The sequence below is a fragment of the Legionella rowbothamii genome, from assembly GCF_900639985.1.
GTDB classification, from domain to species: domain Bacteria; phylum Pseudomonadota; class Gammaproteobacteria; order Legionellales; family Legionellaceae; genus Legionella; species Legionella rowbothamii.
Map to the genome: position 1 here is coordinate 193,788 of NZ_CAAAIM010000007.1, position 23,264 is coordinate 217,051.

Below are 23,264 nucleotides of genomic sequence, written 5' to 3' on the forward strand. Positions count from 1 at the left end.
GTCTTATTGAATAATTGGAAGGTGGTGGCTCACCTTCCAGCGTCAGTTGTTGGAGTGAATGAAAATGAATTCAGAACAAATATATCATGTTGATTTTAAACAGTCTAAACGCATTAAATCGTTTCAATATGCAGGTGGACTATTCCAGTTAACCTCAGATGGTGTGATTTTTGTTGGCAAGGATAAAGATAATAATGAGCTACCTCCTCGATGGATTTGCTCTTCTTTGTCTGTGGTCGCTAAAACTCGTGATGCCAATAGTGGAGAATGGGGTCGATTACTTGAGTGGGTTGATGATGATGGGATCAAGCATCAATGGGCTATGCCTTTGGCTTTATTACAAGGAGATTCCAGTGATGTACGTCGAGAACTAGCGCGATTGGGATTAACTATCTCACCAAGTAAAACTGCTCGTGATTTATTAGCTTCCTATATCCAAGTATTTCCAGTTGAAGAGCGTGCTCGTTGTGTTGATAAATTGGGTTGGTATAAAGACGTTTTTGTTACTGCTAATGAAGCCATTGGGCAATCTAGCGATCAAATTGTTTTTCAAAATGCTAATAGTCTCGAACCCGCCCTGTCTGTTGCGGGTAATGTTGAGGATTGGCGGAACTCTATCTCACGACTGGCTGATGGTAATTCTCGCTTGGTATTTGCTATTTCCGCAGCCTTTGCACCAAGCCTTGCTAATCTTGTTGGTGAAGACTCGGGTGGTTTTCATTTCAGAGGCGCCTCATCATCAGGCAAGACAACAGCTTTAAAAGTAGCGGCTTCTGTTTGGGGTAAGCCGGACAGTTATATTCGTTTGTGGCGAAGTACAGCAAATGGATTAGAAGGATTGGCAGCCCTTCACAATGATGGATTATTAATCCTCGATGAGCTGAGTCAGATGGATCCTAAAGAAGCTGGAGAATGTGCATATCTACTTGCCAATGGTCAAGGTAAAACACGAGCCTCTCGCTGTGGCACCGCAAGACAATCCATGCGTTGGTCATTACTCTTCTTATCGGCTGGTGAGGAGTCATTAACTTCATTAATGGCAAAAGCAGGACAACGATGTAATGCAGGCCAAGAAATTCGATTAGCAGATATTGAAGCGGATGCTGATGCTCAGATGGGGTTATTTGAGCAGTTGCATGATCATATAAACCCAGCTTCTATGTCACTCTCGTTAAAAAAAGCCGTCAGTCAATATCATGGTGCTGTTGGCATAGCATGGCTTCATAAAATTGTGAAGCATCGCACTGAATTAATCCCCCTACTCACTAATAAAATTCAGCAATTTGTAGCTAAAGTCACTAACCCAGAACACTCTGGTCAAATTCAACGAGTAGCCAGACGTTTTGCATTGGTTGCCATGGCTGGTGAAATAGCGACTCATTATGAACTGACTGGGTGGAAGCGTGGTGCAGCATGTAATGCGGCAGAAAAATGCTTTAACGCTTGGCTTGAAAATTTTGGAGAGCACGGTAATAGAGAAGACCGAGCCATACTGTCGCAAGTTCGTGCGTTCTTTGAGAAAGAAGGAGCAAGTAGGTTTGAAAATGAAAATCACCCCAATAGTGAACGTCTTTATAATCGGGCTGGCTTTTATCGAACTGATGCTGAAGGTTTTCGAATCTTTATGGTTTTATCCGAGGTCTATAGGAAGGAGATTTGCCAAGGGTTTGAACCTAAAATGGTGAATAAAGTCCTTATTAATGCAGGTTGGATAGTGCCTGGCAATGACGGTAACGCCTCACAAAAACGAAGGATTAAAGGAGTTGGCATTCCTAGATGTTATGTTTTTACTGAGAAAGTATGGTCTGACGACTATTAATTGTCCCACTGGTTCCACCGTCGATTTTGATAGTGGAACGCCGCTTACCCAGTAACCACAAGGGTGTACCACTTGTCCCATTTGTACCAGCCTTTTTATAAAATAGTTTGTAAAAATATCTATTATATTCAACGTTATTTAAATACAGTATATAGGATTTTATCTGTTTTCTCTGAAGGAAAACGAAATTTGATTTCAGGACGTTTTTAAGCTTAAAGGAATTTGCTCCCATTTAGTTTGACTCTTTTGGTGCATAACTCCCTTTAATTTTACTGTCGCATTGTTCTGAGGTGTTATTTCGATAATAAATGGAAAGCCAGGTAAAGTTCCTCTATCTATCCCTAGGTTTTTTCCATTATAGACTTGTCCGTTATCAAGTTTAATCTCTTGAAACTTACCATCCATATACATGGAACCTCTATATTTAATTGATATTTCGTTTTCTTGATTTTCAACAAGAACAAAAAAAGAAGAAATCGGTTCTAAAAAGTGCTCAGCATGGCACTCGATAATGGTTTTTTCTTCCTCTTTATAGAAGTATGCTCGTAAATTTGAAAAGTGCTGAGGCCCGGGTTGGAAGGTATTTCTCCCTTCAGCTACATCCACAATTTGCCGAAGTGCTATTTCTAAACCTTGCCCAAATAAATCTATATATAAGCTTTGCATTAAAATTGGGGGCATTAGACATGAATCTAATTTAACTGGAATTATTTTTATGTCTGTTCCTGTTGATTTCATAATAGCATTTTGCCACTCAAGCTTTACCATATTACTCAGCAGACTATTTTTTGACACAAAAAATAAAAAAAGCTGACATGCACCTAATGCTTGATTCATTTTATCTATGATTCCATCTCCAGGCTGTATCGACCAAGAGTCATAAAATACCTTATCTTCACCAAATATCTCACGTAGCCTTAAGGCTATTGGTTCGATAATTGTCTTATCCATATGGTTATGAGAAATGAATATCATAAGATGACCGTGAGAACATAAATAACATTAAATAATTATAAACTATAAAAACTCATATTTGATAAAATTATCGTTTTGATCATTCGACATATATTCGACACACAACCAAAATAAAATTTCAAAGTTACGTAACTTATTGATTATACTATGCCGTTGCTCGGAACCAAACCACAGACCTTTTGATTACGAATCAACTGACCGCCAAGTAAATTGCGCCAGCAATATCAAAAAGTATAATGTAGGTCAGAAGAGATGTAATAAGTCATTTTCATTGTTGTGTAATGACCCATTTTTTCCTATAATCGCTTGCGTTTTTGTCAAAAATAGTTAAAAATGCTCAAAAATACTACATTGAGTTGCGCTTTCGCTTGCTTTGGTGCGATTTAGGTATTTATTGTAAACTATTTTTCTCGTTTTAAGAGAGAATGGTTTTAAATTTTTTGAGATGAATATACCATTAGTTCATCAGAGTTAACCTAACATAGTGTGAGAAATAAACAGCCCGTGGATAATAGTATTTCAAAAGTAACTAAGCCTATTAAAGATAGTGGTTACAACCGTGGATTGAAGGATCGACATGTTCAATTGATTGCCCTTGGGGGTATTATTGGGTCCGGCTATTTCTTAGGTACAGGCGAGGTTATTAACCTAGTTGGTCCTGCGGTTTTTATAGCCTATGTACTCGGTGGCTTAATCATTTTCTTAACTATGCTTTGTATGGGTGAGCTGGCTGTTGCTATCCCCATTTCAGGTTCATTTGTAACCTACACGGCTGATTTTATATCCCCTTCTGTGGCTTGCGGCGTGGGTTGGTCCTATTGGATTAGTTGGGTAGCCTATATTCCTGCGGAGTGTGTCGCGGGGGGTATCATCATGGAGATGTTTACCGGAGTCAATGGTTATGTTTGGGCTATTTGCTTTGGCCTCTTAATTACCTACATTAACCTCGCTAAAGTCGATACCTTTGGAGAAATTGAATTTTGGCTGGCCTTGATTAAAATTCTCGCTTTGCTGGGATTTGTTATTTTAGCTATTTTAATTTTCTTTGGCCTTGTTCATGGCAGTGAGCCTGCTGGCGTTATTGGTACTCGATACATCTTAGGTGAAGGAGGGATGCTTCCGAATGGGGTGATGCCTTTATTGACTGCCATGGTACTTTTGCTGGTAAATTATCAGGGCTCAGAAATCATTGGTCTTGCTGCGGGTGAGTCTGAAAATCCTGCGCGAATGATTCCTCATGCGATTCGTAATGTTACCTTTAGAATCCTCTTTATCTACATTATTCCTATATTTTGTCTGGTATTAATTTTCCCTTGGCAAAAAGCAGGTTTAGCTAATTCCGTATTTGCTGATGCACTTAACTTGTATGACTTAAAATGGGCGGGTACGGTCACAAGCTTTGTTACCCTTACCGCTACCCTATCTTGCGCTAACTCAGGCTTTTATGGCACAGTTCGCGCCTTGAATGCGCTTGCTCGTGACGGGATGGCGCCTCATACTTTTGCTAAGTTCAATCAGAACTCTGTTCCACAAAATGCAGTAATCGCAACTTTGGTTATGGTGTGGGTATTGCTAGGTGTTGGTTTCTTCTTTGGGCAAACAACACTCTATATTTCCCTACTTTTAGTCTCTGGCTTTACTGGAACTTTGGCGTGGATTTCTTTATGTCTTTCACAAATTAGATTCCGAAGCCGGTTGTATCAAGCCGGGTATACTACTGAGAATCTTCGTTATGTAACTCCTTATTCTCCTTATACTGGCATTTGTGCAATTGTCTTAATGTGTATTGCTTTATTTTTCTTGGTGCTTAATAAGGATCCTGCTTATAGATTAGCATTTTATATTGGAGTGATAAGCTTTATTGTTCCCATGATTATTTATAAGCTATTTGATTTATCTAAGAAACGACGTAAGGCCTTACATCTTAAGACGCGGGTAAAATTTCAAGATTTATTCCCGCCGGTATAATTTCCCTTGATATTTAGCTTAGCCTGGTTGCTTACATCCAGGCTACGTCGTTTTGATTTAAGCTCGTTTAATGCAATTTTTCGCCGTTGGGTACTTGGGGGTCAGTGGTTATTAAGCAAATAGCGCCGTTAGCGTCGGAGAAACCAACTAGAAGAAATTGCGATACAAACCCTGCTACATTTTTCTCACCTAAATTGACACAACCTACTACGGAACGTCCTATCAGGGTTTCAGGAGCATAATGTACTGTAATTTGTGCTGAGGTCTGTAATATTCCAATCTCATTGCCAAAATCAACCCATACTTTATAAGCAGGTTTTATAGCACGCGGAAAAGCCTCAACCTTAACAATCGTACCAGAACGTAGGTCTACTTTCGCAAAATCATCATAGGTTATTATCATATTACAAATCTCTCTTTATACAATCGATATCGGCAAGTCGGTCGTATGGAACTCCGGCACTAAGCTCTTCAATAAAACGTATAACTCCCCAGTATGGTATTCGGCACAGGCATGATTCAATAAACACATTGTTTCTGTTAGCTCGTCCCAATTCAACTCTCGATATTTAGCTTTAAATAATTTCTCATGCTCCGTTGGTGCAAGCTGTTCTGATTCATGGAATAATTCTTCAAAGAGCTTTTCACCTGGACGTAGGCCGGTGTATTCAATTTGGATGTCTTTTCCTGGCTCTTTTCCTGCTAAACGAATCATTTGTTCGGCCAAGTAACTGATTTTAACTGGTTCGCCCATATCCAATACAAAAATCTCGCCACCGGAGCCATTAACCATAGCTTGTAAAATTAGCTGGCAAGCCTCAGGAATCGTCATAAAATAACGTTGCATGTCAGGATGTGTTACCGTTATTGGCCCACCAACTTTTAATTGTTTTTGGAACAAAGGCACCACACTGCCTGCTGAGCCTAAAACGTTCCCAAAGCGCACAGTGATAAATTGCGTTTTTACACGGCGATTCATATTCTGACAGTAAATTTCAGCGACGCGTTTGGTGGTTCCCATGATATTGGTTGGATTAACGGCCTTATCCGAAGAAATCAAAATAAATTTTTCCACACCACTGACTTCGCTCGCTTTAGCGACAATTTGTGTGCCCAGCACATTGTTCAGCACAGCAACGCGTATTTGATCTTGCAACAGCGGAACGTGTTTATAAGCAGCCGCATGGAAAACGATCTCTGGCTTAAATTCAGCAAATACATTTTTAATCGCTACTTCGTCAGTAATGCTTACTAAATAAAGCTTCAACGGAATACTCGGGAACTTATCTTTTAATTCCTGCTCAATTTGATACAAACTAAATTCGCTGTTTTCTACGATGGCGATACTCGCAGGTTTAAGAGCCATAATTTGCCGGCAAAGCTCGGAACCAATAGAGCCTCCTCCCCCGGTCACCAACACGCTTTTTCCTGCAATACCTGCGGTTAATTTATCCCATTCCAGATAAACTTCATCTCGCCCTAATAAATCCTCAATATTTACCGGTCGTAATGCATTAACTTCCACCCTGCCAGAAGCCAGGGCGGTAATACTAGGTAAGGTCCTAAAAGGAACGTTACAATTCTCACAATAATTGACAATACGTCGCATCGCCGCAGAACGTGCTGAAGGGATCGCGATAAACACTAAATCAATTGAAAACTCGTTGACACGGTCAGCAAGCTGGCTAATCGTACCTATCACGGGAATACCATGAACCTCCAAACCACGCTTTCCAGCATTGTCATCAACAAAGCCTACCGGTTGATAATTTTGACTGCGTTTTAAATCACGCGCTAAACTTTCACCAGCCAAGCCAGCACCTACGATTAAAACACGCTTAATGTCCGTTAAAGTATGCCCTCTTGCCTTTTTATCCCAATATAGGCGGGTAATTAATCGACCCGCACAAAGCAGAGTAGTCAAAATCATAAAATACAGCGGCAAAATGGAGCGCGGTAAATGATGTACAATTGAACTGAGATAGAAAACAGGAATAACCAACATGACGGTGCTGATAGCGGCTTTTATTATTCGCATCACGTCGTTTAATGAGGAAAAGCGCCATAAGCCCCGATAGGTTTTGAAATAAAAATAACAGGCAGTCTGAATTCCTGTTAATAAGGCCAAAGCCATATATGAATGTGTAGAGGTTAACATTTTGGGGAATGGCTGCATGTTATAACGTAGCCAATAAGCAGCATACCATGCCACGGGAATTGCCAAAATATCATAGGAAATGACAGGCAATTTGAATAAGAATTTTCTCATAAAGAATATTAATTTTTGCATCATAAACTATAAGGCACTCAATCCATTTCGAGGTAGAGATAGTACACTATGTTGTTGATTATAACATCAGAAATTGTATGAAATTTAGATAAATTATTTCCTTGTGTCTCAGCAAGCTCTATTTATGATGAGAAAATAATTCATATCGATAGGTAGACTTAAGGTCATTGGTATTAAAAGATTGACGTAATGTGTAGTCATTCTGTTTTTTAAGAGCTGATGCTAAACACAGGTCACTTGGAGTATAAATTACCCTTCCCTGCTCAACTAGCGAAGTTAAGATAATGATATCCGGTTTCCTCTGCATTATTTCTCGGCAAAACTGCTCATATCGTTGTTTCGCGAAAGAATGCCCCATAGCCAAGTTGTTCAAACAATAGGAGTCAATGAAGTTCAAATCACTGTAATAAGGAATCATCCCGCTGTCGGCCAAAACCACATCCCATCCTGGTTTGGTGTTTGCCTTTAACCACTGTATTACTTCTTCTCGCAATCGCTCTCCTTTTTGGGGGTTTTGACTGAAATAGCGATAATCCAACAAGGACATTTTTGGAATAAACATAAGAGCTATTCCCAAAAATAAAACATTTAAAGCTAATGAGCTATTCTGCACATATTGCGAAGCAATCCAATTAACACCTTGCAATGCCAGCGGAAGCAACAAAGCAAGCGCGGGTAAAAAAAGCCGATTATCAAAAGCAACTATGGGATCTGCATCGGCCAACATCAACAAATAAGCAAGGCTGGGTAGCCATAAAAAATAATACCGCTTATCAGGTATTTTGATGCATGCTATTAAAGCTAATAAAGCAAAAGGCCAAATCAGTTTTAGGTAATTGAAATCTAAAGAGAGACTAAAGGCTTTTGTCACCCCTTTACAATATACGGAGTTGGGAAACAAATAGCCAAAATAGAAAAAACGCCAACTAAAGTAGGGTATAAAAAAAATAGCTAAGGTAAGTGTAAATAGAATAATACCGCGCCAATAAGATATCCCTCCTTCCTGAGGCCGATCCCAACACAAAAGAATAAAGAATAAAACCATTAAGGCAGGTGCTTCGGGACGTGTTAATCCTGCTAAAGTAAGACATAATCCTGCCAAAATAAAGGCATAGCCTTGGGGTTCGCCTCTTGTTTTGGGATAATGCTGATACCCCATCCCTCGAAAACAAAAATACACGGAACCACAAATAAATGCCTGATAAAGGGCTGTTTCCAAACCACTTACAGCCCAAATAATCTGTCCTTTATAAAATAGCAAAGCAATACACGGCAGGAGTGCACTTCTTTGCTCAAACCAAAAGCGCGTTATTAAATAAAGGAAAAAACAGGTGAAAAAAAGCCCTAACACACCAGCGGCTTTTAAAACAATAACGGGATCCACTTTTAACGATAAGGCAAAAGCTGCTAGGACTACAAAACTAAAATTCGAATAACCTTCTACCGGTGGTGCATGTACATTCCACAATAATCCATTCCCTAATGCCCAGTTTTTGGCGTAGCGTAAGGAAATGTACATGTCATCAATGGTAAAAGGCCATATTGCCTGAACCTGAAACAAAAACAAATAGATCGCCAGTACCGCAATAATGCTGTCATACCAGCGAAAATGATATTTCATTGAGTTAGAGCCAAAAAAGTCAATACAACAAAACACCACAGGTTTATACGTGATAATCGGTCATGTATAAAAACAATTATCGGATCATCATTTTCAATATCTAGAGTTGCAAGCCAGCCAAAACGCCATAAAGCAATCGCGGCAAAAGGTACCGTTAACATAAAGTAAAATGACTCATCTCGTGCATAAATGATATAGAAAATATAAGTACTAAATGTCGCAATACCCGCAGCAACAATCAAAATATGGAGCATCATTGGATTATATTTTTTTAATACGGACCGGGTTGCATTCTTTAATCCTAAGCGCATCTCGAGTCGGCGCTTATTTAATGCAATATAAAGGCTAAGCAAGGTGGCCGCGATAACAAGCCAAGTGGATATAGAAAGGCCTATACCAATTGTTCCTGCTAATACACGCAACATGAAGCCCGCAGCAATACACAACACATCACAGATGGGAATAAGCTTGAATATATGGTTATACGCAAGATTAATCACCAAGTAAAAACAAAGGATCAGGGCTAATTTTTTTGAAATCAACCAACCTAAAGCAAGACCGGTAACCAGTAGTAAAAACAGAGTGATGATGGCCTCAGTTACTGAAACTTTTTCACTGGCTAATGGGCGATGACGCTTATGAGGATGTAAGCTATCCTCGGTACGATCCTCAATATCGTTATAAATATAAACTGCACTGGAAATCAAACAAAAAGCTAAAGAAGCCAATAGTGCAGGCACAAAATATCCAGGGATTGGCGTATAGCAAAACCCTACCATTACAAAAACTGCTTTAGACCAATGAGATACACGAAGCAGCAAGAAGAAATTTTTTAGTCGTTCTGTGAAACTTACCTTTACCGTGTCATTCATCAATTCAATCACCTTTATTTAGGCCAAAACTTAATAAAACTCATGTACTGCCACAATGTGTCAGTAATACAAAGGATACTAAAAGTATCATAATCTAGAAAAAAATCATCATTTCAATAAGTTAATTGTTAAATAAAAAGTAGTCTACACTATTTCAATAAAAAACAATCAAATAACATTGCATTTAGACAATGACAAAGTAAGATAAATATACAACAGGATAAACGCTGTTTGCTTTGGCAAGCTTAAGGCGAACATCTAAGGACGGGAGACATCATGCAATTCATTCTAGTAGCGGGAAGCATAGAAAAATTCAAGAATTTGCGTAAAGATTACGAAGAAAGACGGCAAATCAATTTAGATAAAGCCCCCACATCATGGCTTACCTTTTTTGGGGCTACTGATGTTCAAACCAGAAATAGACAAATCTCATTTCTTGAGAAAACAATCGCGGTTCTAGAACATTTTCTTCATAAAGATGAAAAATTTACAACACAGCATGAATTTCAAGCCAATCTAATGGCTTCACGAATTGTGATCGCAGCAGCCCTCTGTGTGCAAGAAGAAATTAGACAGACTTATCTGCAACATCAAATTGGCAAATGTGAGGAAAAATCTGCCCTTTACCAATTAATCAATGAATATCTAGGGCTTACCCCTGAAAACTTCCTGGATGAAGAAGACAAGCAAAGTTGCTATGAGACGGCTAACAAATTAATTACAACACAAGATGCACTGACGCATCTCAATCATGAGCTACAGCAACTAAAGCATCCAGGGTTTACTGAATCCGAATGGAAATTATTCTCTGACTTCATTGCCCAGCAGCAAAAAAAGAAAACAACACCCAGACCTCCACCAAGCTATCTTCCTGTGGGCAACACTTTTGCGCCAGTTTTTGGGGAAACCTTCTATTATGTTGGTTTAACTATAGGTTGGGTAGTAGCAGGAGCCGTGAGTAGTTCATCGGCAGCAATAACGCCTCGTCTTGAGGTTACCTCTTGGGTTAGTAGCGCCCTATTATTCATAGGCCCAACTAATATTGCGGGGGTCGCTTTATTAGCGCCAACAATTGCATCCAGACTTATCTCTACATTTTGTAACTTCAGTTTTTCAAGTATGTCCGGAACGGCTGGGCGGCTGATTGGTCAATACACGGGTCAAGTGGCCGGTTTGCCCTTTGATATTGCTTATAATCTCCTTAGAGCTACAGGCTCATTCTTAGCCAACTATTCTTCTCAGCCACCAAGCCTTGCCCCATTAGACGGTATTTGCATTGCTAAGGGAGTCCCTGCTGTGCATGGTCATCCAATTCAGCTTAATGTGGTTCCTCAACAGTTGATGCCTGAACCAAGATTACAAATTACTGAAAATGGGGAAATTACTGTAGATGGTAAGCTTGTTGATCCAAGTATTGATGATCAAATGTCATTGGTTATTAAGGAGCTCAATGAAAAACTAAAAGCAAATGCTAATGGCCCGAAAATAGAAGAGCTTGATGAAACTGCTCCCGAGGGGGCGTCTTTGCTAACCCCTTAAAATCTAAATAGCCCGCTTGACCTCGGTATTCATAAGGGCAACGTGTGAGACTCAATAAATCTGGATACCGTGGTCAAACTAAGATTAAGATTCTATTTACGGTTTAAGAGTATTTTCGGGAGGAAAACCTGGTTGCGAGCAACCAGGATGCGATTTGTTAAGGACGATCATCCAGTTCTTTGCGTTGGCTTGGCATAAAGTCTTTTCTATCTAATCCCATCGCTACAGCTAATGCTCCAGCTACATAGATAGATGAGTAGGTTCCAATAAGGATACCTATAATTAATGCCAATGAGAATCCATGAATTGCTTCTCCACCATAAACGAATAGAGCAACCACCACGAAAAGAGTTAACAATGAGGTCATAATTGTTCTAGACAAGGTCTGGTTAATGGATATGTTCATGATTTCTATCGGGGTGCCACGACGAATTTTAATAAAATTCTCACGAACCCGGTCAAATACTACGATAGTATCATTTAACGAATAACCAATAACCGCTAATAGACCGGCTAATGCCTTCAAGTCAAACTCAATACCAAAAAAGGCAAAGATGCCCAGAATTAGCACAGGGTCATGGATCAGAGCAACAGCAGAACTTACCGCCAGGCGATATTCAAAACGCATTGCGATATAAATCATAGTTGCCAATAAAGAAACGACAACCGCCAACGCTCCTTTAGTTGCTAACTCCTGCCCTACCTGCGGTCCAACGAAATCAACTCGTTGTTTCACGGCCCCAGGTAAAGCACTCATTACTTGATTAACCATATGAGTTTGATCAATATCTTCTCTAGGAGCAATACTAATCAGCACGTCTCTAGAAGTACCATAACTGACTACCTGAGCTTCTTTAAAGCCGGCATTACTTAAGCTACTTCTAATTTCAGAGAGATCAGCCGCCTGCGGATACGAGACTTCAATCTGAGTTCCGCCAGTAAAATCAAGCCCCCATTTTAGGCCATGAATTAACAAAGCTCCGATTGAAACAACAAAAATTAATATAGAGAACAGCGCCGTCCAACGACGAGCGCCCATAAAGTCCACTTTTGAATTTGGATTAAAAAATTCCATCTGAGCCTCGCCTTAAATACCTATGGATAATTTTTTCACGGTACGGCCACCATAATACCAATTGACGATCGCACGAGTGAATGTAATACCTGTTAGCATGGACGTTAATAACCCTAAGGAAAGAGTTACGGCAAATCCACGTACAGGGCCGGTACCTACTGCAAACAGAATGATGGCTACAATCAAGGTAGTCACGTTCGCATCAAGAATGGTCGAAAAAGCACGCTCATAACCTGCATAAATTGCTGCTTGAGGTGATAATCCATGACGCAACTCTTCGCGAATACGTTCGTAAATCAACACGTTGGCGTCAACGGCCATACCTACGGTAAGTACTATCCCCGCTATTCCGGGAAGAGTTAAGGTTGCATCAATTATTGATAACAAGGCGCATAATAAAATCAAATTAAGTACTAGGGCCAGATTAGCAATCAGTCCAAAGAATCGGTAGTAGACTAACATCAGGACTAAAATTAATCCCATACCTACTGCTAAAGAAACCATACCACGATGAATATTTTCTTTACCTAAAGTAGGTCCTACAGTTCGCTCTTCAATAGGATAAATCGCTGCTGGAAGTGCCCCTGCTCTTAGTAATAACGCCAGGTTGCTTGCTTCTTTCGCATCAGTTAATCCAGTGATCTGGAAATTATTACCTAAAGCATTTTGAATCACTGGTGCACTAATTACACGCTCTTCTTTATGAGTAACGCGGCTTTCAACACCATTAATTAATTGCATGTCATTCTTGGTTTCTACGTAGACAATCGCCATACGCTTACCAATGTTTTCACGAGTTACTTTAGTGAATAAGCTTTCGCCGCCACCGCCTAATTGAATCTGTACGGCTGGAGTAGCCGTTTGTTGATCATAGCTGGATACTGCGGAAGTAATAGAATCTCCACTTAAAACAACCTGTCTTTTTAAGAGAATAGGATGTCCATCCATCATGTACAACTTATCGCTTACAGGCACAGAACCAGTTTGTTTGGCAATTTGCGGATCATTTTCCTGATCAACCAAATAGAATTGTAAGGTTGCAGTACCCCCAAGGATTTGTTTCGCACGAGCAGCATCCTGAATTCCAGGTAAGTCAACTGCGACACGAGTAGCACCTTGTTGTTGAACAACTGCCTCACCCACTCCTAATTCATTTACCCGATTACGCAAAATACTCATAGTTTGTTCAATCGTATTTTGACGCATGGTATTTAGTTCAGCAGGAGGAATGGAAGCAACCAGCTCGTTTTCTGCCTTGCTTTTAACAAAAAGCACATCAGGCATTTTGTCTCTTAGCGCAGTAAGAGCTTTTTCCATAGATTCTTGATCACGGAAACGTAAGTTAACTCCTTTCTCAGCAACATAACGAATACCCGAATAGCGCACGCCAATTTCACGTAGAGCTTGACCGATATTTTTCATGATGCCTTCATAGCGACGGCTAATCACACTATCAACATCAACTTCTAATAAGAAGTGCACCCCACCACGTAAGTCTAAACCTTGTTTCATTGGTTCAGCACGAATAGAACGCAACCAAGCTGGAGTTGATGATGCTAGGTTTAATGCAACCGTGTATTGATTACCTAAAGCATTCTTAATCGCATCACGCGCTAATAACTGAGCGTCAGTAGATGTGAAGATAACTTCTACACCATCATTAGTCGCATTAATCGCACTAAATGCTAACTTATCTTTTTGAAGAACCGCTTCGATCTGACCTTTTAGCACATCATAATCAACTGGCGTTTCAGCTGAAATTTGTACCACAGGATGTTCTGAGTACAAATTAGGTAAAGCATAGATGAACCCAATGACTGCAATAATTATCAGCATTAGGTTTTTCCATAGAGGATATTTATTTTGCATATTTCCGTGTCCCTATGACTGGCTTAAAGCGACTTTATAGTGCCCTTTGGCAATACAGCTACAACAGCACCTTTTTGTAAGTTGATTTCTATCCCTTCGGCAAGACTCACTTTAATGTATTGCTCATCAAGGTTAACTACACGGGCCAAAATACCGCCAGAAGTAACAATTTCATCCCCTTTCTTTAGGCGACTTATCAAATCACGATGTTCCTTAGCTCTTTTATTCTGTGGTCTAATCAACATGAAATAGAACAACACAAAGATAGCGGCGATCATAATGAGTGAAAAGGTTCCATCAGCTTGAGCAGATGGTGTTGTGCCTGCAGCGGCCATAGCATCGCTAATAAAAAAACTCATATTATCTCCTTAAAACTGCTATTAATTTAATCGCGTGACATCATATAGGGAATTGATTAGAAGGTAAATGAATCGATGCGGAATTCCCCTGCTAATTTTGCAGATTTTTAGTTTTATCTCAAGGTGATGGAGCTGCAATAGAGCACCAGCCTCGAAATTCATCTTAACAGTTTACGACGAAGGACCTCAAGATAACATGTCTAATAACTGTTTTGTTGCTATTTGTGGATCAGCTGCTTGCGTAATAGCCGAAATAAGAGCAATTCCACATACCCCTGTAGCTGCAACATCTGCTATTCTCTCGTGGTTTATTCCTCCAATCGCAACTAAAGGGTAGCTCAATGTGCGCTTCCAACGGTATAAGTTTTCAATGCCTTGAGCCGCATAATCCAAATCCTTACTTTGGGTTGGATAAACAGGACCAATTGCAATATAAGAAGGATGAATTGCATGAGCACGGGCCACTTCATGATAACAATAGGTACTTACACCTAATAAAACTCCTTTAGCGTGAATGGCCTCCAAATCCGCGGTCTCCAAATCAGCCTGTCCTAAATGAATTGCCTGCGCATCAAGCTTTAATGCTAGATCCCAATGATCATTAATAAATAGAATTGCCTGATGTTCCTTTGCTAAAATAATGCTACGTTTCATCTCTTTTTCAATACCGTACGTTCGTTCTTTAATACGTAATTGGATGGTTTTTACTCCCGCGTTCAATAAAGTCTCTACCCAATCAGCGCTGTCGACAACGGGATAAAGCCCTAAATAAGGGGATGTTTTAAATGGCTTTGGTGCAGAATAGATCGGGTGTGCGGCGATATAGGGCAAATCTAGTTCTATCTCGGGAAAACTACCATAATAAAGCTCTGTTTTAGCCAAACGTATTGCCTGATTGACATACATCTTAGCAATAACCAACGCATCTTCTATAGTATAACCAAGCACTAATGCCGAGGTAATTGCTGTTGAAAAAGTGCTACCCGCCTCAGAATAATTAGCCTCTGCATAACGTTGTTGGGTCAGCCAAAAAGAACGAGAACCATTACTCCAATAATCATGAATCCATAACGGCTCATGTTGCTGCTCGGCTTTAATAAGTACGCTGTTCACTCCAAGAGCAATTAATTGTTCAGCCGCCTTTTCGCATGCATCCTGGGAATTGATTGTGCAATTTAAAATGAGTTCTGCTTCATGAACATTCAAGATCCAGAGATCGACCTTAGAAGCGATTTTATGAATGCTCTGTACGGGGAAAGAGCAATCCACAACTAAAAACCCAGAGTATGGGAGTAAAAAATGAGAGACCCGAGCTAGTTCATCTGTCGATGTAAACGCTCCTATTTTAATAGCATCAGGAATTGCATCAATCTCAGCAAGAGCAAGGCCTAGACCTTGTATTGTTTGCACATCTGCAGCATTTCCTGCAATCACCCCAACGGTTTTCATCCTGCCTCCTGAAATGTAAAGACCACACAATATATAACAATCTGAAAAGAAAATTTACAATTATAATGAAAAATGATTAGGTATTGAATATAATGGCGCCCGGTTAAAATAATTAATATACATAAGGAGAGAATATGCCCCGCGTTCACGTTCACAGTAATAACAGGTATCACGGCCATCATCATGGGCATCATAGTCATCAAGCTGACACTGGTGTTTTTTTAATGTTTGCGGGTCTTTTGCTTGGTTCCCCATTTCTTTTCATACTTGGATACTTTGAATATATGACTGCGCCAATGCTTGTTGCTACGAGCAGTACCGCATTCTTAGGCTTATCAACTCTAAGCCTTAGTGCTCTAATCGTTTATGGTTCTATTGGTGTTGCCTATATGTTTTCTGGTGCTAGAGAATGTTATAGCAGCGACCATGGTCCATTAGACCTATTAAAATCACGCTTTACTAACAACGGATTAATCAGTACTTTAGGCGCAATTCTTTGGTCTCCGTTCTTATTTGTTGGTGGAGTAGCAGGAGCAACTGCTAAGAACGTAGTTAATGCGTTTAGTTCCAAGCCTTCTAGCAAAGGTAATGATTCTGGCTCAAGTACAGCCTCTTTAGATGATGATGAAGAATCAGAAGAAGAAAAGAACTTGTCATCCTCTTCTCATTCCCATCGCTCTGAGCATTCTCATCGCTCTGGGCATTCTCAACACTCCCATGACTCTGAGCATAGTTCAGATGAGGAAGACCTTTTTGAATCTCCTCAATCTCCGTCTGATTCGCAAAAGAAGGACGAAGTTCAGACGCCACTCCGAGCAAGTACTGAAAGTGTTACTCATTCAGATGAATCAGTACTACCAATTGACATGCATTTGACACGAAGCAAAAGCCTAGAGAGCTTGCCCTCTTATAACAAAATGGCAACAGGGCTCAATGTAAAACCATCCTCCCTAGATGATTCACATAGGGATGAGGTGCTAGTCACAGCCCCCAATCTGTTCCGTCAACCTCGACAAGATCTACCAGCACAAGCTCTAATGGAGCAGGGTGAAGGACTCAAAATATAATAATAGTTCCAATATTCTCAGCGTAGAAATTTTTCTACGCTGAACGTTCCTCAAGATCGTAATGTGGATAGCAAGTGTCCCGGGTAAAGCAATAAATTAATCGCATCGAAAATATTCGTTACTACAATATCGGCAGCCACAAGGGCCTCTTTTGCAGCCCCTTCCGGCCCCAATATAATGACCCCTACCACCGTTTCCTTCATGAGCTGTTGATCATTTCTGCCATTGCCTATAGAAATAGTAGTTCTTGGATTTAATTTTTTTAGGTACTCTTTTTTCGCTAAACCTTGCTCTAATTGCGAAGTGATGAATACTGTACAAGGTATATCTTTTAGCTCGTTTTTCGCTGTTCCTAAACTGTCACCGGTCACCACGTGAATATTAATTTTTTCGGATAAAGTAATAAGCTGCTCTGCAACACCTTTGATTAAAATACCATCAACAGCCAAGGTCCCGTTATAATCAAAGATAACGTCAGTGAGCGTTAAGTCCTCAAAGCCTAAGATGTTAACATTTATCATCGACATTCCTTTATTGTTGACACATCTATAAGCTTAATTGGTTTTTATTAATTCGCCATCCAAAACACATTATGTTGGATTAAAAATCGCTGGCACAGCAAAGGAGTATGTTCTATTAAATGATGAAAATAAGCCTTGGTAAAGTGTTGAGTACAAACCGGGCACGTACAGGATGCATCAATTATCTCAAATTGCATTTCTGCAGCTTTATTAGTTAGATCAATCTCACCTTGCTGGCTATAAACCTTGCCTTGAAAGGCTGCTTTGACTGGCTCATCTGTTTCAATAAACTCAACACCTTGTGTGCGCAAATGTAGTATTGATTCTGCGTTAAAATCACCTATCACATAACGTGGTACATGGGCCCATTGTGCTAATATAGAATCATTAGCATCATTGAAATAGACACCATATTCTTGAGTTAGATGGTGTTGACTCAATTCTTCCGCATTGAAAAATGGCATAATAGACTCATTCAACATCATCCAAATTTGCGGACAATCCTGGAGAATTTTTTTAGGTAAAATTACAGCATCAGGATTTAAATGCTGGATGAGTTCCAGCAACTCCACTGCGGTGACTTTTATTTTGGAACCATCAAAAGGAGATTTCAGAAGATAAATTCCTTCTCGATTTGCTTTAAGTGAGCTGGCATTTAAGATAATTGCACCAGACCAACCCAAATATTTAGGCAAAGAAGATATTTTCTTTAGCAATGGAATACCAGGCTTATAGAGTAAAAACTCTAAAGAGAATGATAAGGTACTTACTTTTGCTTCGTGCCAATTCTCCGCAGTTAAACATAATCCTGCTTCTGAAGTCCCTACTGGTATGTAATTTTGCGTTGTTGCCAACATTCACTATCTCCCTTTAGAGCAATAAACTGGTATCACCATAACTAAAAAATCGATAACCTTTAGCAATTGCTTCCTGATAAAGTGCCATTGCTTCTTTATGACCGATAAAGGCGGAAACTAGCATTAATAAAGTAGATTCAGGCAAGTGGAAGTTTGTCATCAAGCCATCGCACACTTTAAATTCATATCCTGGATATATGAAAATATCGGTATCTCTACTGCACGGGGCTAGCGTCCCATTTTGTGCTGCACTTTCCAAACTACGCAATGCCGTAGTGCCAACTGCAATCACGCGATTGCCTGCAGCTTTAGTTGCCTCCACCGCGGCGCAAAGTTCTGGAGTAATTGTAAAATGCTCGCTATGCATTTTATGCTCTTTAATATCATCACAACGCACGGGCCTAAAAGTACCGGCACCTACGTGTAAGGTAACATAAGCGACCTGTACACCACGAGCCTGTAAGCTGCCTAAAACGGCATCATCAAAATGCAATCCTGCTGTTGGTGCTGCCACCGATCCCTCAAATTGTGCATATACAGTTTGATAACGATCTTCATCTAAAACTTCATCACTTCGCGTAATGTATGGCGGTAAAGGGATGTGCCCTACTCCATGCAATAGTGCCAACACATCCATATTTGCTTTACAAACAAATAAGTCATCATTTCGATCAATTACTTCAAGCTGTCGTTCTTGATCTAAATAAATTACAGCACCAGGCTTTAATGCTTTACTGGCTTTAATATGGGCAAGAAAAGTAAATTCGCCGGTAATCCGTTCTACCAGTAACTCTACTTTACCACCCGTCGCCTTCTGTCCATAAAGACGTGCAGGAATAACTTTAGAGTTATTCATTACTAAAAGATCACCCGGCTTAAGAAAATCAGCGATTGCTTTAAATTGATGATGACCGTACTCACCACTTTGGCGATTATACGTTAATAGCCGAGAATCACTCCGATTAGCTAAGGGATATTGAGCAATAAGCTCTTGTGGTAAATCAAAGTAGAAGTCCTGCTTATTCATGGTGCAACCTGAAAATAAATTGGCGCCATTATACACTGAATGTAACTTGAAGTGGAATCCCAGACCTGAAGCCCGTATTAGACAAGTCTTAATACGGGTGTGAGTGCCATAAGCTCCTATTTTACGACTTCGTCTAATGCAGACTACGATTTTTTTAGATCTTCACCGTAACGGCATCAACCTCTGGAGCATGGAGTTTAGCCATTGCTTTTTCTAGCGCAGGAATCTTTAAACATACTTCCCCGGACTTATTAATCCAATGCAATTCAGAAAGCACTTCGCGAATATCACTCCCATTCTTCGTAAAGGCATGTTGCAAAATCTCATCAAGTGTTGCCGTTTGATATGGAAGGCTTGCTTTTTTATGTCCAAAAAAGCCTGAGTTCGATTTTGCTAATTTATCTGCATAACGAGTACAAAAAGCCTTATGTAATTGAGCAGAGGAAATATCCATCGTTAGCTCTTTAGCCTTCTTGTCTTCTGGTTCACTAAATGCAAATTCAGGATTATATTTTTTATAAAATTCATTTCCTAACATAGCATGCACATCCGAAGTTGGATGAATGTCATCCCAAAATGTATAGTCTTTTGCTGGGGCTGTTCCATTAGGCAATATTTTAAAATCTGGTGATGTGGTAAAAGGTTGTTTTAATTTATTGGGATCAAAGCCATAATCTTCTGGACTATTGTAGGCCTGAACAAAAAAGCTATTGATATCAAAAACATCAAAATAACAATGAGGGAACATGGTCTTAAATTTTTCACAAGCTTTAGCTAGTTCCTGATTAAAATAATCAACACATTTATGGGCATTAGCACGATCCTTTTCGCCTGAATCACCCGTTTTATTTTGAAAACGTGGGGTTAATGAGAGGTCGGGTAAGTTAAATAATACAAAGTTGCGATATCCCTTTTGCAAAAGAATTTCAACATTTTTAACACGCTCTTTAATTGCTCTATCTACTTCAGCAATTGAAGGTTCTGCATTCACTGTGATTAAATCATTCGCTCCAGACCATTCAATAACTAAAGTTTGCTCTTTCTGTCGATCTGTTACCTGGTTTTCTTCGTCATAGGCTAATAACTTTTCACGCTTTTTTTCTAGGGTAGATAAAATAATACGGCTAAAAAAACGAGTAATACTACTGCTTGGTTTCCAGGCGTAATCATAAGCGCTTAAACCACCTTCATCATAGGAGCGAATAAAATCCCGCCCTTCAAATGTTACATAAAGATCGTTATCCAGATTGTAATCATAACGAAGATTATCTATCACCCCTTTTTCTTTAGCGATTATTGCATCCCCAATATCATCATTGCTGTAGCCATATTTCGCTTTAAGTTCTTTAATTATAAAATCATTAGCAAAAAAAGAACTAATTACATCAGCCCAAACATAGCCATTTGTAAATCTACCCTTTGGAGAAGTTCCTACCAAACCAGCAAACCATCTCATAGGAATACACCCTAATATTTCAGCGTTATCTGCAGTTCCCCTATCACTTAAACTGTCTCCCATCATTACGATATGCGAAATCTTTTTCTGCTTCATAATTACCGTCCTTAATTGTGGGTAATACAAGCTCACTGAATAAGGTACAAAACGCGTATAGCGACCAACTGCATCCAGATTTTCGGCTAACCCTGGTTTTATAAAATTATCCAAAATAAATAACGCCTGGATTTAATATGGTTTACGAATTATGAGTATGCAAGGAACTATGCGGATATTTTTTTTATAAATTGCTGTATTATCAAGGTGTTATATGCAAATTAAGAACAAAATGGCAAATATTTAATACATTGGTGGTTTTATTTTCACACTCAATTAAAGTCTTATTAATTTTTTTAAAAGTACTGGTACATTCATCAAAGTTTAAGGTGCAGGGTGTAATTCGAGGAGGCTTTCTTCTTGTTTTTGTGGTTCTTCGGTTTGACTTTTAATCAACACGAGAAACGGAATGAATGCTAAGGCAAATGTAATAGAAAGCTGATAAAGCCCTACCCAACCTATGGCCATTTGAATGGACGCGGCTACTGGTCCTGAAATAATTCGGGGGATTGTTGATAAGGCTACCAGCATAGAAAACTGTGTTCCCGTATATTGTTTATTTACTAATCGCATAAATAAAGCGACTAAGGCTGTAGATCCCATGCCTGCGGCAAAATTATCAAAAAAGACAGCTACTGATAATAAAACTACGTTTTTACCAACCATTGCTAAAGCCACAAACAAAATATTCGTCAATGCTTGCAATAAACCAAAAGCAAACAAAGAACGATACAAAGAGCAACGTGTTAATATAAGGCCTGCAAGTAAGCCGCCTAATAAAATGGACCCAACCCCAAGCATCTTATTAATATAACCAATGGTATCTAAAGAAAATCCTAAGCCTTGAATCAAAAACGGCATAACAATACCACTAGTCGTGGTGGTAAACGCCTCGCCCAACTTATAGCAAAATACAAAACATAAAAGGTAAATGATGCCGGGGCGCGCTAGTAATTCTTTAACTGGATCAATAAACGATTGTACAAAAGGAACTTTCTCTTTCGGTGTAGTACTTGGCTCCTTACTGAATAGCACAGCCAACATGCCGACACTCATCAACAGTCCCATAAAGCGATAAGTAAAAGCCCAACCTAATTTTTGCGCCATGACTAAAGCAAAACCGCCTGAAATTAATAAAGCCAGCCTATAACCAAACACCGCTAAAGACGCCCCTAAAGCATGCTCAGGCACGGGAAGATACTCCGCTCGATGGGCATCAATAGCAACATCTTGTGTTGCGGAAAAACACGCGAGAATAAAAGCTAAAATGGCCAACAGCTTTGGATACTGCTCTGGAGTGTACCAAGCCATCAAATTAAATCCCACCAGCAACAAACATTGCATGGTTAGAATCCAGCTTCGTCGTTTACCAATAGAAAACAAGGAATAACGGTCTAAAATCGGGCCCCAAAAAATACGATATGCATAGGGCAAACTAATTAAGCTTAAAGTTCCGGTGACAAACACAGACATTCCATTGGATGCATACCAGGCTTGCAAAGTACTGCTGATTAATGCCATCGGCAAACCAGAAGAAAAACCTAGAATGAAAATGATCAACAGACGCTTGTTCATTATTCAAATCACTTGAAGCATAAATAAGGAGTGGAAACTCACCCTGGACAGAAAGTCCAGGGTGGACAAAGATATTAAGCAGCTGCTTTTTTAACAGAGATCAAATGAATTTTGAAAATCAAAGTCTCGTTAGGACCAATAGGACCACCAACACTACGTGGGCCGTAAGCTAGATCCGCAGGAACAAAAATTTCCCAAGTAGAACCAGCAGGCATTAATTGTAATGCTTCAGTCCAGCCTGGAATAACTTGTGATACTTGGAACGTAGCTGGCTTGCCAGTCTTTTGCGTGCTATCAAATACAGTACCGTCAATTAAAGTACCGGTGTACTCAACAGTTACAGTATCTGATTTTCCTGGCTTAGCACCAGTACCTGCTTCAAGGATTTTATATTGTAAGCCGCTTGGTAATACTACTACCCCGGTTTTTGCTTTATTAGTGCTTAAAAACGCTTCGCCTTTAGATTTGTTTTCTTCAGCTTTTTTGTTAAATTCTGCGCTGCGCTTTGCCATTAAATCTTTTTGAAATTTGTTTAAAACATCTTTCATTTGCTGTTCAGTTAAAATCAATTGACCGCCAGACATTCCATCTTGCATTCCTTTTGCTAATGCTTCAGGATTGATATCGATGCCTTGACTTTTAAAATTTTTCCCTAAATCAGCACCAATACTGTAAGACAATTTGTCTTTATCTGTAACTAATGCATCAGCAGCCATTGCAGTAGACATTGCAAGCCCTAAAACGGCTGCAGTGACCAATCTCATCTTCATAAAGAATCCCCTTTTAGTCTTTTGCTTTATAGTACATATCTTTTTCAATAATTGAGAAG

Annotated in this window: 19 protein-coding genes; 4 read left to right on the forward strand and 15 right to left on the reverse strand. The window is 39.6% G+C overall.

The genetic code is table 11. The annotated features are described in order from the left end of the window. Positions 1 to 64: 64 nt before the first annotated feature. The gene (locus tag E1P08_RS12705) at positions 65 to 1,819 is read left to right on the forward strand and encodes a DUF927 domain-containing protein (RefSeq protein WP_133137426.1); all 1,755 of its coding nucleotides are present in this window, start codon (positions 65 to 67) and stop codon (positions 1,817 to 1,819) included. Positions 1,820 to 2,014: 195 nt separating this feature from the next. On the opposite strand, the gene E1P08_RS12710 is transcribed toward E1P08_RS12705, so the two are convergent. Next, positions 2,015 to 2,794: a toll/interleukin-1 receptor domain-containing protein gene (locus E1P08_RS12710; RefSeq protein WP_133137384.1), complete on the reverse strand. Its 780-nt coding sequence runs from the start codon at positions 2,792 to 2,794 to the stop codon at positions 2,015 to 2,017. Between the two features lie 504 nt (positions 2,795 to 3,298). Here E1P08_RS12710 and E1P08_RS12715 point away from each other — a divergent pair. Beyond that, positions 3,299 to 4,762 carry an amino acid permease gene (locus E1P08_RS12715; protein ID WP_242602455.1) on the forward strand — a complete coding sequence of 488 codons (1,464 nt, stop codon included), beginning with the start codon at positions 3,299 to 3,301 and terminating at the stop codon, positions 4,760 to 4,762. A 67-nt stretch (positions 4,763 to 4,829) separates the two neighbouring features. On the opposite strand, the gene E1P08_RS12720 is transcribed toward E1P08_RS12715, so the two are convergent. From E1P08_RS12720 to E1P08_RS12735, 4 genes are all read right to left on the reverse strand, one after another. After that, positions 4,830 to 5,165 (reverse strand): tRNA-binding protein, encoded by a 336-nt coding sequence (locus E1P08_RS12720; RefSeq protein ID WP_133137386.1) that lies wholly within the window; start codon positions 5,163 to 5,165, stop codon positions 4,830 to 4,832. 15 nt (positions 5,166 to 5,180) lie between these two features. Then, entirely contained in the window at positions 5,181 to 7,052 is a 1,872-nt protein-coding gene (locus E1P08_RS12725) for a polysaccharide biosynthesis protein (RefSeq protein ID WP_242602461.1), read from the reverse strand. Positions 7,053 to 7,170: 118 nt separating this feature from the next. After that, the gene (locus E1P08_RS12730; protein ID WP_133137388.1) at positions 7,171 to 8,673 is read right to left on the reverse strand and encodes a protein LphB; all 1,503 of its coding nucleotides are present in this window, start codon (positions 8,671 to 8,673) and stop codon (positions 7,171 to 7,173) included. Continuing rightward, positions 8,670 to 9,545: a decaprenyl-phosphate phosphoribosyltransferase gene (locus E1P08_RS12735; RefSeq protein WP_423202231.1), complete on the reverse strand. Its 876-nt coding sequence runs from the start codon at positions 9,543 to 9,545 to the stop codon at positions 8,670 to 8,672. The genes E1P08_RS12730 and E1P08_RS12735 overlap by 4 nt, the downstream gene beginning before the upstream one ends. Before the next feature lie 276 nt (positions 9,546 to 9,821). On the opposite strand from E1P08_RS12735, the gene E1P08_RS12740 reads away from it, so the two are divergent. Continuing rightward, positions 9,822 to 11,084: a hypothetical protein gene (locus tag E1P08_RS12740; RefSeq protein ID WP_133137390.1), complete on the forward strand. Its 1,263-nt coding sequence runs from the start codon at positions 9,822 to 9,824 to the stop codon at positions 11,082 to 11,084. A 157-nt stretch (positions 11,085 to 11,241) separates the two neighbouring features. Here E1P08_RS12740 and secF read toward each other — a convergent pair whose 3' ends face one another. The 4 genes from secF to thiE all read right to left on the reverse strand — a co-directional run bounded on the left by secF (position 11,242) and on the right by thiE (position 15,836). Next, on the reverse strand, positions 11,242 to 12,159 hold the full coding sequence (gene secF / locus E1P08_RS12745) for a protein translocase subunit SecF (protein WP_133137391.1): 918 nt from the start codon (positions 12,157 to 12,159) through the stop codon (positions 11,242 to 11,244). A gap of 12 nt (positions 12,160 to 12,171) precedes the next feature. Beyond that, the gene (gene secD, locus E1P08_RS12750; protein ID WP_133137392.1) at positions 12,172 to 14,028 is read right to left on the reverse strand and encodes a protein translocase subunit SecD; all 1,857 of its coding nucleotides are present in this window, start codon (positions 14,026 to 14,028) and stop codon (positions 12,172 to 12,174) included. A 23-nt stretch (positions 14,029 to 14,051) separates the two neighbouring features. Beyond that, entirely contained in the window at positions 14,052 to 14,387 is a 336-nt protein-coding gene (gene yajC / locus E1P08_RS12755) for a preprotein translocase subunit YajC (protein WP_133137393.1), read from the reverse strand. Between the two features lie 186 nt (positions 14,388 to 14,573). Continuing rightward, positions 14,574 to 15,836 (reverse strand): thiamine phosphate synthase, encoded by a 1,263-nt coding sequence (gene thiE, locus E1P08_RS12760; RefSeq protein WP_133137394.1) that lies wholly within the window; start codon positions 15,834 to 15,836, stop codon positions 14,574 to 14,576. 134 nt (positions 15,837 to 15,970) lie between these two features. On the opposite strand from thiE, the gene E1P08_RS12765 reads away from it, so the two are divergent. Further along, a complete protein-coding gene (locus E1P08_RS12765; protein WP_133137395.1) occupies positions 15,971 to 16,903 on the forward strand; it encodes a hypothetical protein in 933 nt (310 codons plus the stop codon). A gap of 50 nt (positions 16,904 to 16,953) precedes the next feature. Here the strand turns inward: E1P08_RS12765 and E1P08_RS12770 are convergent, their stop codons facing one another. The 6 genes from E1P08_RS12770 to bamJ form a co-directional block, all read right to left on the reverse strand. After that, positions 16,954 to 17,424: an HAD family hydrolase gene (locus tag E1P08_RS12770; RefSeq protein ID WP_133137396.1), complete on the reverse strand. Its 471-nt coding sequence runs from the start codon at positions 17,422 to 17,424 to the stop codon at positions 16,954 to 16,956. 47 nt (positions 17,425 to 17,471) lie between these two features. Beyond that, positions 17,472 to 18,281, reverse strand: coding sequence for a tRNA-guanine transglycosylase (locus E1P08_RS12775; RefSeq protein WP_133137397.1), 810 nt, complete (start codon positions 18,279 to 18,281; stop codon positions 17,472 to 17,474). 13 nt (positions 18,282 to 18,294) lie between these two features. Continuing rightward, positions 18,295 to 19,308 (reverse strand): tRNA preQ1(34) S-adenosylmethionine ribosyltransferase-isomerase QueA, encoded by a 1,014-nt coding sequence (queA, locus tag E1P08_RS12780; RefSeq protein WP_133137398.1) that lies wholly within the window; start codon positions 19,306 to 19,308, stop codon positions 18,295 to 18,297. Positions 19,309 to 19,462: 154 nt separating this feature from the next. Next, positions 19,463 to 20,974, reverse strand: coding sequence for an SGNH/GDSL hydrolase family protein (locus E1P08_RS12785; protein ID WP_242602456.1), 1,512 nt, complete (start codon positions 20,972 to 20,974; stop codon positions 19,463 to 19,465). A gap of 210 nt (positions 20,975 to 21,184) precedes the next feature. Then, on the reverse strand, positions 21,185 to 22,435 hold the full coding sequence (locus E1P08_RS12790; protein WP_133137399.1) for an AmpG family muropeptide MFS transporter: 1,251 nt from the start codon (positions 22,433 to 22,435) through the stop codon (positions 21,185 to 21,187). 74 nt (positions 22,436 to 22,509) lie between these two features. Further along, positions 22,510 to 23,205, reverse strand: a complete 696-nt coding sequence (bamJ, locus tag E1P08_RS12795) for a BamJ family beta-barrel-assembly machinery protein (RefSeq protein WP_133137400.1) — start codon at positions 23,203 to 23,205, stop codon at positions 22,510 to 22,512. Positions 23,206 to 23,264 lie beyond the last annotated feature (59 nt).